The organism is Roseibium sp. Sym1 (assembly GCF_027359675.1).
Classification (GTDB): Bacteria; Pseudomonadota; Alphaproteobacteria; order Rhizobiales; family Stappiaceae; genus Roseibium.
The window spans coordinates 4,213,656-4,228,814 of the sequence record NZ_CP114786.1 but is presented as its reverse complement, the minus strand read 5'-3'; the positions used below and the strand labels follow the sequence as shown (position 1 = coordinate 4,228,814).

The 15,159-nt window shown below is 61.6% G+C and carries 11 protein-coding genes; 3 read left to right on the top strand and 8 right to left on the bottom strand.

The window, feature by feature from the left end; all coding sequences use genetic code 11:
- Positions 1-155 precede the first annotated feature (155 nt).
- Positions 156-1,256 (top strand): hypothetical protein, encoded by a 1,101-nt coding sequence (locus O6760_RS19215; RefSeq protein ID WP_269581319.1) that lies wholly within the window; start codon positions 156-158, stop codon positions 1,254-1,256.
- Positions 1,257-1,310: 54 nt separating this feature from the next.
- Here O6760_RS19215 and O6760_RS19210 read toward each other — a convergent pair whose 3' ends face one another.
- The 6 genes from O6760_RS19210 to O6760_RS19185 form a co-directional block, all read right to left on the bottom strand.
- Positions 1,311-2,513 (bottom strand): Bcr/CflA family efflux MFS transporter, encoded by a 1,203-nt coding sequence (locus tag O6760_RS19210; protein ID WP_269581318.1) that lies wholly within the window; start codon positions 2,511-2,513, stop codon positions 1,311-1,313.
- 261 nt (positions 2,514-2,774) lie between these two features.
- Complete coding sequence (locus O6760_RS19205) at positions 2,775-3,650, bottom strand: hypothetical protein (RefSeq protein WP_269581317.1); 876 nt, start codon at positions 3,648-3,650, stop codon at positions 2,775-2,777.
- A 5-nt stretch (positions 3,651-3,655) separates the two neighbouring features.
- On the bottom strand, positions 3,656-4,705 hold the full coding sequence (locus tag O6760_RS19200; protein ID WP_269581316.1) for a hypothetical protein: 1,050 nt from the start codon (positions 4,703-4,705) through the stop codon (positions 3,656-3,658).
- 109 nt (positions 4,706-4,814) lie between these two features.
- A complete protein-coding gene (locus tag O6760_RS19195; RefSeq protein ID WP_269581315.1) occupies positions 4,815-5,384 on the bottom strand; it encodes a hypothetical protein in 570 nt (189 codons plus the stop codon).
- Positions 5,385-5,807: 423 nt separating this feature from the next.
- Positions 5,808-8,153 (bottom strand): mechanosensitive ion channel family protein, encoded by a 2,346-nt coding sequence (locus tag O6760_RS19190; RefSeq protein ID WP_269581314.1) that lies wholly within the window; start codon positions 8,151-8,153, stop codon positions 5,808-5,810.
- A 189-nt stretch (positions 8,154-8,342) separates the two neighbouring features.
- A complete protein-coding gene (locus O6760_RS19185) occupies positions 8,343-9,428 on the bottom strand; it encodes a DUF2336 domain-containing protein (RefSeq protein ID WP_269581313.1) in 1,086 nt (361 codons plus the stop codon).
- 447 nt (positions 9,429-9,875) lie between these two features.
- On the opposite strand from O6760_RS19185, the gene O6760_RS19180 reads away from it, so the two are divergent.
- Positions 9,876-10,115: a hypothetical protein gene (locus O6760_RS19180; protein WP_269581312.1), complete on the top strand. Its 240-nt coding sequence runs from the start codon at positions 9,876-9,878 to the stop codon at positions 10,113-10,115.
- Between the two features lie 88 nt (positions 10,116-10,203).
- Here O6760_RS19180 and O6760_RS19175 read toward each other — a convergent pair whose 3' ends face one another.
- The gene (locus O6760_RS19175; protein WP_269581311.1) at positions 10,204-13,725 is read right to left on the bottom strand and encodes an indolepyruvate ferredoxin oxidoreductase family protein; all 3,522 of its coding nucleotides are present in this window, start codon (positions 13,723-13,725) and stop codon (positions 10,204-10,206) included.
- 147 nt (positions 13,726-13,872) lie between these two features.
- On the opposite strand from O6760_RS19175, the gene O6760_RS19170 reads away from it, so the two are divergent.
- The gene (locus tag O6760_RS19170) at positions 13,873-14,352 is read left to right on the top strand and encodes an Lrp/AsnC family transcriptional regulator (RefSeq protein WP_248159419.1); all 480 of its coding nucleotides are present in this window, start codon (positions 13,873-13,875) and stop codon (positions 14,350-14,352) included.
- An 81-nt stretch (positions 14,353-14,433) separates the two neighbouring features.
- On the opposite strand, the gene O6760_RS19165 is transcribed toward O6760_RS19170, so the two are convergent.
- Complete coding sequence (locus O6760_RS19165; RefSeq protein WP_269581310.1) at positions 14,434-14,997, bottom strand: helix-turn-helix transcriptional regulator; 564 nt, start codon at positions 14,995-14,997, stop codon at positions 14,434-14,436.
- Positions 14,998-15,159: the final 162 nt, after the last annotated feature.

The following is a 15,159-nucleotide window of genomic DNA, read 5'->3' as shown; positions in this document are numbered from 1 at the left end:
ACACCCACCTGCAAACAGTGTGACGCGCGCTACATCCGGCCTCCGGTTTTTCTGACACAACAGGCAGATCTGCGCCGCCACCCCACGCTTGCTTGGGCCGGGCGCATGGAAACACCCATCAAAGAACAACAACCGGAAATAAAAGCAGTAGCAAAATGGCCAAATCATCAATGGATATCGCCGCGGAATGTATCGGAGGCTCCGTCGTCACCGATCTGGAAGGCATGAGAGACAAATGGAAAGCGACGGCCCGGTCGCTTGGACGGGCGCACATGAATGCCCGGGCCAACATGATCGGTGCCTATAACAGCGAACAGGCCCGCATCCAGAAAAACAAGGAAGCGGCGGCCAAGCTGCTGAGCCTCTTTTTTGGCCTGGTTGCCCGTGTCCCCGTCCAGAAAGCGATGGTGTCCTACGGCCAAAAGGGTCTCGCAATCGCCAAGGAGGTCGAGGGTGCCTTCGGCAAGGCGTCCATTCCCAAGGCCTGGGACCCGCTGAGCGCTGGCGCGCCGCTGACGGCCGGCAAGGCCAGTGCCGAAACCCGCACCCTGCAGGAAGTGGCCAAGGCGCACAATTTTGAAGAGGCGTTTGTCAAGCGGGTCGAGGCGTGCTTCAACCCGCTGATCGGCGAGCTGCGCTACAAGGCGGAGACCATGAAAAAGCACTCGCCGACGTCCGGCTGGAAACATCTGGACCGCCGTTTCCCGAATGAAAGGCAGCGCATCCAGGAAGTCGAGGACGGCATCCTCAGCTGGTACCTGGACAAGCGGTCACAGTATTTTCTGTGGTCGAACATGCCGACGGAAGTCGGCGATGCCGAGCGCTCCGTGCTGCTGGAACGGATGTTATGGACGGATTACATATTCGGGTCCGTGCCCACCTTGCACTGGATGACCGAGCACAAGCTTTTCAATCCGAATTTCTCAAACGCCACCCACGGCAACTGGAAACCCTACAGCCAGCATCCGCCCAAGCTGAGGACGGTTGGACCGCGCGAAGTGATCGAACTTGATCAACTGCCGGAGAAGAAGGCCTATATGACACACATCTCCAAGGAGGCCGTCCGGCGAATGAACAAGGTCGGCATTCCGACGGATCTGCTCGGCATCAAGGGGGCCGTCGACACGCCCGGTGAAAGTGCCAGGATCGACCGTTGGGCTGCCAACAACGTCTTCATCATGGAGAAAGGCATCCTGCCGAAAACCAAGCGGTCCACCGGCATCGACTATGCGCAGATCCACAAGGTTCCCAAATAGAGCGCTTTGCGAACAATTTGGGTCATTTGACCGAGGCGGTTTCCCCAAACCGCCTCAGGCTTGCGCAGGTTCCAGGGCGGTCTGCTCGAAATGGCGCGCGCAAAGCGCGGCAATCAATGCGATGACGGCCGCCCCCAGCATGACCAGAAGAAGTCCGTAACGGACATTCTCGAGGGTCAGGACGGCCCCGGCCAGCCAGGACATCACGGCCCCGCCCATGACCCCGAAGGCACCGGCGAGCCCGGCGGCGCTACCGGCCAGCCGGGGCCGAACCGACAGCACACCCGCATTGGCACTCGGCAGCGACAGGCCGTTGGAGAGACCGACCAGCACGCAGGGGCCGAACAGGGCAAAGACATGTTCGATCCCTGCAAGGTAGAGAAACAGGCCAAGCAGCAGTGCGCCGCAGGCCAGAACCCGTCCGGCGATCAGCATGGTCGACAGGTGGAACCGGACGGTGAAACGGCCGGCGAGAAAACTCCCCATCATGAACCCGCCCGTGATCGACCCCATGTAGATCCCGAGCTGGGCCGGCGACAGGTCGAACGCGGCCTTCGCGGCGAGCGGAGCTCCCGCCAGAAAGGCGAAAAACGTGCCGATCGTGAACGCCATGCAGAGCGCGTAGGCCCAGAACCTTCTGGATGAAATCAGGTCGGGATAGCTGCGGAACTGCGCAAAGATCGTTTCGGACGGATCGTGGTTGGTTTCCCGGAGATCCACCCAGCAAAGCGCGAAGACGAGGCTGCCGGAGACGGTCAGGAACCAGAAACTTGCCCGCCAGCCGAAGAATTCGTCCAGCAGCCCGCCAAGACCCGGCCCCAGCATGGGAGCGACGGCCCAGGCCATCGCGATATAGCCGATCCGACTCGCCGACTGGTCCTTGCCGGTCGTGTCGCGAATGACGGCAAGCGCAACGGCATAGGTCGGCGCGATCACCGCCTGGAGCATCCTGAAGGCCAGGAAGCTCCAGATGTCGCGGGCAAGAATGCAGCCGAGCGTGGCGACCAGGAAAACGGTCAGTCCCCACAGGATCACCGGCCGGCGGCCGAACCGGTCCGAAAGCGGTCCCAGCAGAACCTGAAGCAGCGCCGAAACGGCCGCATAGGCGGCGAGGGAAAGACCGATGACGCCGTAGTCCACCCCGAACTCGGCAGCCATGTTCGTCAGCGACGGCAGAAAGATATTGATGGGCAGGACACAGAGCGCCGACAGCAGGATCAGCGTGGAAAGATGCGGTCCGGAGGAAAGCTTGGACATGCGGTATGACCGGATATGTTGGTGGGAAAAGATCGAGGCAAAAAGGAGCCCCGTCAGGGGCCGGCTTACCGCGCATGGGTGCTTTCGCCGGGAAGCTCTACGCCGCCCTGCCCATGCGCCGGCCTACTACGAGAACAACAGCTCCGGACTTCATGCCCAAAGTGATAGACACGCGGGACCGGCCGGTCAATGACAAGTGAACACAGGTATTGCCTGACAAGATAGGCCACCCGGTGCCAGTCGACCGATCAGCCGGGATCCTCAGCGTTCCGCGACCGCGCCGTCCGCCTCCAGCATATGCTCGAATTGCCCGTCCCGGACGCAGGCCGGCAGGCCCGTCCGCGGGATGAGCGCGGTTCCCTGGAGTTCCTGACGGTAGAGTTTCTCGATGTCGCTGGTATCAACGGTCTGGCCATGCACGACGGACTCGAGCTTGGTCCGGAAGGCCTCCAGTCCGCCCATGGAGGAAAAATGCCAGCCGGCATCGGGAAGGATGGTCACCGGCCGGCTGATGCCGGACAGGTTGTTGTTGCGGATCCTCAGGAACGGCTGGGCCAGGAAACCGGGCACGTAGGACTTCTTGGTCATCCGCGCCTTGGTGCGGCGGAGCTGCTGGGGCGTGGTCAGATATTTCTTCTCGATCATGCGCGAACCGAGCAGCCAGGTCTTGTCCGGAACGATCCGGTCGAGATGATGCTTGTGCAGGCTCTGTTCGAACACCAGCAGCCGGCCCTTGTAGAGCCGGTTCGCAAGAACCCTCTCCAGCACCTCCCTTTTGACGATCTCGTCGACATCGGACACGAGGATCAGGTCGTCCGGTGCACAGGTCTCAAGCGCGCGGGCGATGCAGTTGCGCTGGTAATTCTCCCGCTCCCAGTCCTTCTTGCGCCGGGTCCTGTAGACGCCCAGCGCCGGCGGCAGCTCGTCGGGAAATTCGACCTGCAGGTCGATGATCTTGTCGGCCCAGGGCGCGAACCGCTCCCGGTTCTCGGCAAAATAGTAGGGTTTCGGCCCGCCGCGCTGGGTCTGGTTGGCTTCCACCAGCACGAAGTGATCGACGTGATCGCCCATTTCCCGGAGACGGATTTCCAGGAGGTCGAACTCGTTGTGAAAGACGAAGCAGTCGTAGAGTTGCATGGAGCCTATAAACTCTTCCAAAGTCTGAACCGGGCCCGCATGGCCTTTTCCTGAAGAAAACGCTTCGCCTTGAAGCCTGCCGGCAGCGTCAGGCCCTCGGCCGACCAGGCGCCGGACAGGAACACCTCGTCAAATTTTTTCATCACCGGTCCGGGAAGATAACGGGCGACCGAGGCCCGGGCCAGATCCGCGTCCTCCAGCGTCGGCGTATAGTCCGCAAGGAGACGCACCAGGTCCCGGCGCGTCCGGTAGTTCCAGTCGGACTTCGGCGTCATGACAACATGGTTCTGGTCCATGCCGCCGGCCCAGCTGAACACCGGCTTGCCGAACATCAGGAATTCCGCAATCGCCAGCCCGAAACTTTCGCCGATCTTCTTGGCGTTGAGCCCGGCGTCACAGGTCGCGATGAAGCGCGATTTTTCCTGGCGGTCGACGATCGGCGGCAAGAACAGCGCTCTCGGATGATCGATGAATTTCTCCGTGTTCACGAACAGGAACCAGAGATTGCCGCGCCGCTGAAGCGCCTCCGCGACTGCCGTGTGGGCGAAGTCTATGTTGAACTGGTCATATCCGCCGTAGCGGCCGACAACATGAGCATCGGCCGGGATGCCAAGCGTCTTGCGCAGCGTGCCCTTCGGCTCGGGGAGGTCGACGATGTGAGGCACCGCCGGCGCCAGTCCACCACTCATCCAGTCGGCGAGCCAGTCCGACACATAGGCGTAGACATCGCCGTGCGGCTCGAAATGCCGGAAGACCGCGTGCACGCCGGAACGGTCTGACAAGATGTCCAGAGGGCCTCTCCGGCCCTCTCGAATGTAGTAACAGAAGTCCAGGTTCAGGGGCTCGCTGGTGCGGCGGCTGTCATCGCCCGGTTTCATTGGCACCAATGTCACGGACTTGCCGAATTTCTCCACGACGGCGGGGTCGCTCTTGGCCGCGCTGTAGAACACGAAGGCCTCGTGGCCCAGCTTGTCCTGGACCCCCAGCGCGTAGTCATGGAGCGCGACGCTCATGCCGCGCTCGTTCAGCGTCCCTGCCTGAAATCCGATCCGCATTCCGATACCGTCGTTGATCCGCCGGGACCGATATAGGATTTCACGCGGAAGGTCCATGCACTTGCGAAACAAATGCCTCCCAAAAGCGCATGCTTAGCCTGGATGCGACCTACTTGATCGAAAAAGGCATGTTCACCTTCGCCGACCCGCCTCCGTTCTCGTCGTTCACGGTCAGGACCAGCACGTAGTCTCCAGCCGGAGCTCCGGACACGTTCAGGGTCAGGTTGGCCATGTATTCCGTGTTCGGCACGTGGCTCTTGAAGTCGAACCGGCCGAATCCCTTCTGGCCGGCCAGCACATTGCCGTCCGGGGAGGTCAGGTCGAAATCCACCGTCAGCAGAGAGGTGTAGAGACCGTCCTTCTGAATCCAGTCGAACCCGACCGGTTCAAGATAGATCAGCAGCGGTTCATTCGCGGCAAAGGCATTGCCGTCTCGGGCCGTATAGATGCCATAGCCGTCGGCCGGCGCCGTGACATAGGTCGCGGTCTGAATGGCCATCGGCGCTTCCTTCCAGACCTCGAACAGGGCTTCGCGCAGGAGCGTGATCGCGTCGACCCCCTTGCCCGCCTCAAGCGCCGTTTCCGCTTCACCCGCCTTGTCCTGCACGGGACCGGCCGCTGCCAGACCATGGAACCCCAGAACCAGGGCCGTTCCCAATAGAGCTTTCTTCAGCATCATTCCCCCCTCGCGACTGCTCGGTGACAGGGAAGCATAGCATTGTGACGAGCCGATACCAGCTAGCGTATCACCGGCAGCCCAAATCGGGGTCAGGACCCACAGGTGTCCGGTTAAGCAGGAGCCTCTGTGCTCAAACAGGCTTCGCCGCTTGTTCCCCTCTCCCCCCTTGAGGGGGAGATGTCTCCGACAGGAGACAGAGGGGGGGCTCAACCTCTCAGCATACAAGACCTTTTCCGAATTAGAGGAACTGCTGCCCCCCCCTCTGTCCAGTTCCCGGACATCTCCCCCTCCAGGGGGGAGAGGAACGCAAGTGGCAAGGCACTGCGTGTCCCGGATCGGGAGAAGCATAGATATCGACAATGAATCAATGACCTGTTGTAACTGGGCCGCGTTAAACCGGCAGCCCAAACTGGGGTCGGGACCCTAGATCTGGTCGTTGGCGCCGTCGCCCTCGCCGGCTTCTGCCTCGTCGATCATGCCTGCGGCAGCGGCACCCGCGGCGGCCTTCGCGGCGGGCGACGGCTCTGCTTCGTCCTCCTCGTTCGTCCCGGCCACCCGCACGGTCACCTGGCGATGGGCAAACTTGATGCCGTTCTTTTCGAAAAGGTCGCGCAGGCCCGCATAGACCACCTTGCGCAACTCAAACTGCTTACCCGGCTTGGTGGTGAACTTCACCCGCGCGATCATGGCGCTGTCTTCCATCGACAGGATGCCCTGGGATTTCAGGGGGGCCAGGAACATCGGCCCGTAATACTCGTCCTCCAGCAGCTCCTTGCCGAAATTCTTGATGATCTTGCGCATCTTGTCGACGTCGGTGTCATAGGTGACGCGGAAGGCAAGCTTCATCACGGCCCAATCGCGCGAGAAATTCTCCACCTGCTGGATCTCGCCGAAGGGAATTGTCGTCAGCGCGCCCCGGTGATGGCGCAACTGCATGGACCGGATCGAGATCTTTTCGACCACCCCCTTGGCGCTGCCGATGTCGATATACTCGCCTTTGCGGAAGGCATCGTCGATCAGGTAGAAGGCGCCGGAGAAGATGTCCCGGATCAGGGTCTGCGCACCAAAGCCGACCGCAAGGCCGACAACACCGGCACCGGCGAAGAGCGGGGCGATGTTCACGCCGAGCTCGGAGAGAACCACCATCGCAGCGATCACGACAATGGTGATCAGCAGGAAATTCCGGAAGATCGGCAGCAGCGTCGCGATCCGGCTTTCGCCGGTACCGCCCACCTCGGCTTCCTCGTCCTTGTCGGCGGGCGCTTCCTTGGCAATCTGCCGGTCAATCAGGATCTTCACGGCCTCATAGGCCATGTAGCTCAGGAAGACCACGAGCAGAACCTCGACGAAGGATCCGATCAGCGAGCCGCTGCCCGCAAGCGGCACACCCCACATGCTCGCCAGGAAATCCAGGGCGGTAAAGACCACCAGTATGGCGGCACCGCGATCGAGAAGGGCACGAAAAGGCGATCGGAGCGCCTCCCGTTCGGACGCTTCCGCATGCGCCTGGGCCAGGGTCCCTTCCATGTCCTGCGCGCCCTCACTCTCCTCGGCCCGCTGAATGTCCTCGATGATCTTTGCCTCGGCGTCCGCCGTGTCCAGTCGCGGCAGAAGCAGCTTGTCGATGATGAGGATCAGGACACCATAGGCAATGGCGCCCCCCAGGAGCACCTGCAACGGCGCACCGACCAGACCGGTGGCATCGGGCAGATCCAGCAGGATCCGGACCGCCGAGATCCCCCAGGCAATCACGAAATAGGCAATCGCGATGAAATGCCAGCAGCCCGCCAGAAGCCTGCGCCACCTGGGTGCTTCCGCTCCGTCCTTGCCCCGGATGAGGCGGGCGATCACGTTCCGGTAGCCAATCGCGATCCCGCTCAGGATGATCATCGACAGGCCGGACGCTCCGATCAGGGCAACCTTTTGCAAACCGGGAGACAGGCCGAGCTGTTCCATCCAGAGGCAGAACGCGACCGCGGTAAGGGAAATACCCGAACCGACCAGAAGCACCCTGTAGAGCCCGCGCGCCTCATTCGTGGACAAGGCCACAAGCCGGTGGCTCTCGGCGTCCGGCGCCAGCACGTTGAGCCAGATGACACGCAAGGTCAGGAAGACCGCAATCACCCCGACCACGACGAGGGCGGTATCATTGGCGGCATCGATCCCGGTTCCGATCAGCAGGTAGACGGCGGCGGAAACGGCAAAGAACAGCCCGACGCCGACGAACATCAGCAGCGCCCGCGCATAGAGGTAGATGATCTTGTCCGCCCTTGTATAGACATCGGCGCGGGACCAGGCGCCAAACTGCCGGCGCCCCCATCGGGCGAGGAGGAAATTGGCAACCAGACCGAAGGCGACCGCGATGAGGATATCGACCAGGGCCGCGTTGATCCAGCCAAGTCCGCGCTCGCCCCCATGCGAGCGCAAGGTTGCCAGCATTGCGTCGTGGATGGTCGGGATTTCCGTCACGATGGATTTGAGAACGTCACGCGCTTCAACCGCCTCATCGGCGAATTCATCGATGGTCTGCAGGACGCCTGCGCCTGCGCCGGCATCCCCGTCCATGGCGGCGTCAGCGCTCTCCTGAGGAGCAGCACCGGACTGGCCGATTGCGTCACCGGCCTGCGCAGATTCCGTCCCGGATTTCTGGGAAAAGAGACCTGGAATCCCCTGCGCCTCGGCAGGCATGGTGAGCAGGCCAAGGACCGTGACGATCACAAGGATTGCCGAGAGCAGGCCGCCTGTCCGGCAGGGGCCAGTGTTGCTCAATTTGTCACGGGAAGTCGGAGATCGAAAAGAACGCATGACGGCCCCTTGGCGAGTCGCAAAGACAAACTGCGTCTTTCTTGGCACGGATCTGTGATGTTTGAAAGAAATGGGGCGTTCTGGAAACAAGAGAAGGCCCGGCTCTCAGGAACCGGGCCCAGGTGACGTCGGGAGGCATCTTGCTGATCGGGGTTAGTGCAGCACGCCGTGGTTCCAGTGAGCCATCTTGCGCTTGGCTTCCGCGATGGTCATGCGCTCGAACATCGCCATGGCATCGCTGCGGGTTTCCGGCGTCAGACGATGGCGCCAGGGTCCTATGGACAGAAGAGATCCTACCGTGATCGAAGAAAATCCGGAGGCCTTGGCCAGGATCACGAACGGCTCCGGATCGGGCCGCACCATCCAGTGGCTGACCTCTTCGACACCGCAGCGCACCAGCCAGGCGAACGTCGCCACGGCTTCGGCAAACCGGTCTTCGGACGCGAACCGGCGGAGCGCCGCCTCGTTGACCATGCCGCGCTTGGCCAGGAGAAGGACACGGCTGCGGGCGGTCTCGAAGTCGTACCGGCCAAGCCAGTACTGGTTCGACATGCGCTGCGCCGTTATGTCGGCAGCTTCTTCCACACGTTCGGCTTCATGGCCACGGCCTTGCGCATGCAGCTTGCGGCGGACTTCCTCGCTCGCGACCGAAACGAGGCTGGCAATATGGGCTTCCGCGAGGTCGGCGCGCTCGCTCAGGGAAAGCTGCAACGTCGCGTCCGAGGCCGCGTCGCTGATCAGCGCCATGATCGATGCATTCGACAGGCTGGCGCCGTCATTGCTGGCCACCTTGCGCTTGACCTTGAGGTCTCCCTGACGCACGAGGACATCGGTCAGCTCCTCGGAAAGAACCTCCCGCTGTGCGATGGCGAAGCGATGGGCATTGCCGCGTTTTTCGGCGATCTTGATCAGGTCGGCGTCTCGCAGGACGGTTGAACGCAGAAGGATCGGTTCGGCAACGTCGAAATCGTCGTCCGCAAGGCGCCGGATGGTTTCCTCCGGTCCGCGCCGCAGGCTGGACATCTGTTCGGCAACATAGCGCCGCACCTCACCTTCAACCATGTCGACAAGGCGCAGGAGCACGCTGTCGTAGATATCGACCTGTTCGTCCGAGCAACGGTCGGAGGTCAGGGCAAACAATGTCGCGACATGCCGGGCCAGTTCGGCCCTCCGGGCGCTGCCAGCTTCACCGGTCAGCTCCGAGAAGTTCACCAGTTCTGTTTTCAACGCTTCAGTCATTCTTCGATACCAATTGTCATATGGGTGCCGGATTGGCGTTGGTACCGAAAATGAAGACGAGTTTTAAAGAAGGTCAAAACGCACTATCTGAGAATGTAATTGTCTTTTTGTAAAACTTTCGAAGAATTCTATACATTTGCCATGCATACACTGTAACAGTCTGTTTTTGTTGAGATAATACCAGATTGAGGGAGCTGCTTCCGACGGGAAATCCCGGCTGAATTTGTAAAAAAAATTCTTGTAAAAGTCTGCGCGACCACTTCGGACACCCCCATCCGGAAAGGGATCTTACACCTCCCTTAAGCGGCTTGAAGGCACCTCGGCATTCCGGATTCCGGCGCTGCAGCGGCTTGGCGGCATCATTTAAAAAGAAATTACTTTTCTTATTGAACGCTCCCTCTGGCTTGTCATATAAAAAAAGATATTTCTTTTTTTATGGAGAAGGCCATGGCCAGCAATCAGCCCCTGCCCCCATCCCCGGTCGCGCCGGAAACCGGGTCCCCGGACGGGACCGGCTGGTCAATACGGATGAAAAGGGTGATCCGGAAATGGCTGTCGGCGCGGCGCTTACCCAGACAGGCCCTGCCGCACGATCTTCTCGCCGATGTCCTTGCCGACAACGGCCTGCGCGCCCGGGAGGAAGAATGCCGGCAGCCGCGGATCAGCGGCCCATGGAACCGATGTTAGGGTAAGGACTCATGGCATGACATGACAAACCCGGCACCAAATGCGCCGGGTTCGGTTTTCCAGGACTTGGCAGTGTCATGCAGCGAACCTACTCCGCCGCTGCAAGAAACTCCTTGGAGCCGTCCTGATCGTCGCTGCCGCCGTCATTGCTCTTGTGGAGCTGCTCAAGCAGCCGGCGGCGCTTGTCAGAGGCCTGCTGCATGTGCGCGTCCTTGACCGGGCCGAAGCCGCGGATCATGTCCGGAATCCGCGCCAGTTCCACCAGAAGGCCATAACTGCTCTCCGGCAAGCGGTTCAGGATCTCGGCGATGTCGCCTTCATACTGACTGATCAGGGCACGCTCGGCCCTGCGCTCGGCGGTTCGGGCAAACGGATCGTACCATTTGCCGCGCATGCCCTTGAGTTTTGCCAGCAGCCTGAAGGCGCTGAAGATCCAGGGGCCAAAGGCGATCTTTTCAGGACGGCCGGTCTTCGGGTCCTTGCGATGAGCCAGCAGCGGCGGCGCCAGATGCACCTTCAGCTTACGCGGATTTTCGAACCGCTGGGCGACCTTCTCCCTGAAGGCCGGATCCGAATAGAGCCGCGCGACCTCGTATTCGTCCTTGTAGGCCATCACCTTGTAAAGAAGGTCCGCGACCGTCTGTGTCAGGCGCATCGTGCCCGGGCCATGGGCTTCGTCGGCGGCCTTCACCCTGGCAACCAGATCCTGGTAGCGAGCCGCATAGGCAGCGTCCTGGTAGGCGGTCAGTTCCGCAGCGTTGAAGGCAATCTTCTCGTCGAGCGTGAACGCCCGGGGTTTTGCCTCGGAGGGCAGCGACTTCAGCAGTTTCTCCGGTTGGGCTGCCAGGACCCTGCCCGCCCGGAAGGCCTTGATATTGTTGCGGACCGCCGCGCCGTTGAGTTCAAGAGCCGTCTCAATGGCGTAGTCGGAGATGGGCAGGGCGCCGCTCTGATAGGCCATGCCGACCAGCAGCATGTTCGCAAAGATGGCGTCGCCGAGCAGCTTCTCGGCCACATCCGCGGCATTTACGGGCAGATAGGTGCCCGAAGCTTGCCTCAGGGCGTCGTCCATGCGCTGTTCGTCGAAAGACAGGGTCTGCTTGAGAACGAATTCCGCCGTCGGCGCGACCTTGGTGTTGGCGACCGTCAGCGTGTGGCCGCGATGGGCGAGTGCCAGCTGATCCGCATTGGCGGCGACCACCATGTCGCTGGCGATCAGGAGGTCCAGGCTGGCGGCCGGAACCCGCGGCCCTTCGATGGACTTGTCGAGCGCGGCAAAACGAACGTGAGACGTCACCGGTCCGCCCTTCTGGGCAAGACCCGTCATGTCCAGCGTCGAGGCCTGCTTGCCGTCGACATGGGCCGCCATCGCCAATACGGCGCTGATGGTGGTCACGCCCATGCCGCCGATACCGGCGACAAGAGCGTTCTGGGTCCGCTCCAGGGACGCCAACTCGGGCTGCGGCAGGGTTTCAACCAGGGCATCGACATCGATATCGGCCTTTTTCGGCTTCCTGAGCGCGGCGCCATCGATCTCGACAAAGGACGGGCAGAAGCCCTTGATGCAGGAAAAGTCCTTGTTGCAGCTCGACTGGTTGATGACGCGCTTCTCGCCGAAGGGTGTCGCCAGAGGCTCGACCGACAGGCAGTTGGACTGTACCGAACAGTCGCCGCAGCCCTCGCAGACCCGGTCATTGATGAACAGGCGCATGTCGGGATCGGGAAAGGTGCCGCGCTTGCGCCGGCGGCGTTTTTCCGCGGCACAGGTCTGGTCATAGACAATCACGGACACGCCCGGATAGGTCTGCAGCTCTTCCTGCACGTCCATCAGCTCGTCGCGGTGATGCACCTTGGTGCCCGGCGCGATCGGGCTCCAGGAGCCGTAGCTCTCCGGATTTTCCGAAACGATCGCGATGCGTTCGACGCCCTCTGCCTCAAGCTGGCGGGTGATCTGGGGCACGCTCAGCTGACCGTCGACCTTCTGGCCGCCGGTCATGGCGACCGCGTCATTGTAAAGCACCTTGTAGGTGATCGGCACATTGGAGGCGAGCGCCTGGCGGATCGCCAGGATCCCGGAATGGAAATAGGTGCCGTCGCCGACATTGGCGAAGACATGGCTGTCAGCAGAGAAAGGCTGCTGGCCGACCCACAGCACCCCCTCGCCGCCCATGGCGATCTGGCCCTCTGTGGTGCGGCCGGCCATCTCGGTCATGGCGTGGCAGCCGATGCCCGGCAGGGACCGGGATCCTTCCGGCGTCCGGGTGGAGGTGGAATGCGGGCATCCGGAGCAGAAATAGGGAATGCGCGCGGCACGTTCGGCATGGCCCTGGGCCCACATGGCCTGCTTGGTCATCCGGCTGGCAACGGCACGCATCTCCTCGGAGACGGCCTCTGCCGGCAGCCACTTCATCAGCCCTTCGATCAGTTCGGCGACGGACAGCTCCAGGACATCGGAGAGGAAGGGCGTTCCGTCCGGACGGCGCTTGCCCCAGATTTCCGGCCGGCTCATTTCCGGCCAGTGGTAGGAGATTTCCTTGATCTGCGGTTCCATGAAGGCGCGCTTGTGCTCGACGACAAGCAGGCGCTCCACGCCGCGGGCAAATTCGCGCAGGCCCAGTGGCTCGAGCGGCCAGGTCATGGCAACCTTGTAGACCGCCAGCCCCAGCCTCTTGGCGAAATCTTCGCTAATGCCCATCAGGTCCAGCGCCTGCAACAGGTCGCGATAGGCCTTGCCGGAGGCAACGATGCCCAGCTTGGCGTTGCTGCGCGTGCCGAAGGTCACCCGGTCGAGACCATTGGTGCGCACATAGTTCTGCGCGGCCGGGATGCGTAGCTCGCGGACAAGACGCTCGGTTTCCAGGCGGTTGCCGAGCAGGAGATCGCGGTTCTGGTGATAGTCCTTGCGCGGATCCCCGTCGAGCGGACGGACAAGGCGGAGCCGGTTCGGCGCGATATTGATCGTCGCCGACGCATCCATGGTGTCGGCGACGCAGATCAGCGCGGTCCACAGGCTGGTAAAGCGCGACATTTCCAGGCCATGCAGGCCGTAGTCCAGCACGTCCTGGATGTCCGCCGGATTGAGCACCGGAATTTCGGCGTGCTCGAAGTAGAATTCGCTCTGCGCCGGAAGGATCGATGACTTGGCGAGGTGGTCGTCCCCGGCCAGCGCCAGCACACCGCCGTTGCGGTCTGTCCCCGAGGCATTTGCCTGGCGCAATGCATCCCCGGCACGGTCGACGCCGGGAGCCTTGCCGTACCAGATGCCGAAGACACCGTCATAGGCGGTCGGCCGGCCAACGCCGCCCTCGCCGCGCAGCTTCTGGCTGCCCCAGACGGCGGTCGCGCCGAGTTCCTCGTTGACACCCGGCTTGAAGACGACTTCATAGTCCTTGAGGTGCCGATGGGCACGCATCAGCTCGGTGTCATAGCCCGCAAGAGGCGAACCGCGGTAACCGGAAATGAAACCGCCTGTCTTCAGACCTGCCTCGCGGTCGAGGCGTGCACGATCGAGAGCCAGACGGACCAGCGCTTGTATGCCCGTCAGATAGACCCGTCCTTCCGTGGCGACATATTTGTCCTCCAGGGTAACGGTTGGCATATGCACATTCATCCGAATTCCTCCTCAACCGACATGTGGGGCGCCATGGCCCCGCGGCAACCAAATGTTTTGAGTAATATCATCCTTTTCTCAGGCAATTTCTGTGCTATCGTCGCGGACAAACACCCAGAGGCAGAACAAAAATTCCTAAAATAAACAATGACCGATAAATATCTTCTCGACCCGTCTGACATACGCGTTCTTCGTGTCCTTCAGCGGGATGCATCGCTGTCCATTGCCGAGGTGGCAAAGGAAGCAGGCATGAGCCAAACCCCGTGCTGGCGCCGAATCAAGCGCCTGAAGGAACAGGGTATCATCCGCCAGATTACCGCCATCATCGACCGGGAATCCGTCGGTCTCGGCTTCGTCGCCTATTCCTTCGTCAAGCTCGCAGTTCCCAGCAGGGAGAACATGGAAACCTTCGACAAGCTGGTGCACCACTGGCCCGAGGTCGTCACGTGCGAGCGCATCACCGGTGCCGTCGACTACCTGATCAAGGTCGTCACCGATGATATCAAAACTTACGACAATTTTCTGCGCCTGAAACTGCTGGACAACACATTGGTCTCCGACGTGCAGTCACGCATCGTGGTCAACACGGTGAAGGACACCGTGGCTCTGCCCCTTCGCGAGAACTGAGTTCGGGAGGCAACCGGTGGAAAGCAGTGGGCCTGGCCTTAGTCTGTAGTGACAATTGATACCGGGCCCGGGGACTGCCGGTCAGGCCTGCACCCGGCTGGCCGGTCCGGGCGTCTCCAGCTCCTTGCCCTTCGGCGCGCCTTCGGACAAAAGCGACCCATGGAGCAACTCGTCGATGAACAGCGACAGCAATTGCGGCCTGCCGGAAACGCCGGCCTTTCGGTAGATGGCGTTGCATTGTGCTTTCACGGTGCCTTCCGCGGTCTTGCGGATCGAGGCGATTTCGGCAATCGAAAAGCCCTTCAGCGCAAGCAGCGCGACCTCGCATTCCGACGGGGTCAGCGCCCAGCTTTCGAAATGTTCCTCCAGCATGGCCGCGAAAGCGCCGGAGGCGGCCTTGACCTGTTGTTCCAGGCGCTTTTGCCGGGTCATGGTCTTTCTGACTTCAAGGCCGGTAGCGATCAGGCTGACGACCAGCGCCGCGACGATCAGGTTCTCCACGATGTCGTTGCCGACCACCGAAGCCGGGTTTTCTCCCCAGAACCAGTCAACCACCTCCTCCGTAACGAGAAAGAAAATGCAGATCCCCTGGAGGCCGAACAGCAGCCAGGGCCAGGCGATTTTCCAGTTGAAAGCAGGCAGCATGGCGTCTTGGGGTCTCCGGATGGCATGAGGTCCGGAGCCTGTTGATGCACCGGGCAGGTCATTGGGTAGGATGCGCCCTTTCGGTTGTCAAACCAAGGCGACTTCGGCACCGGCGCGGCGATGCCGGCCTCCAGGTGCGGGATGAAGCGACAGAGCCCCGGC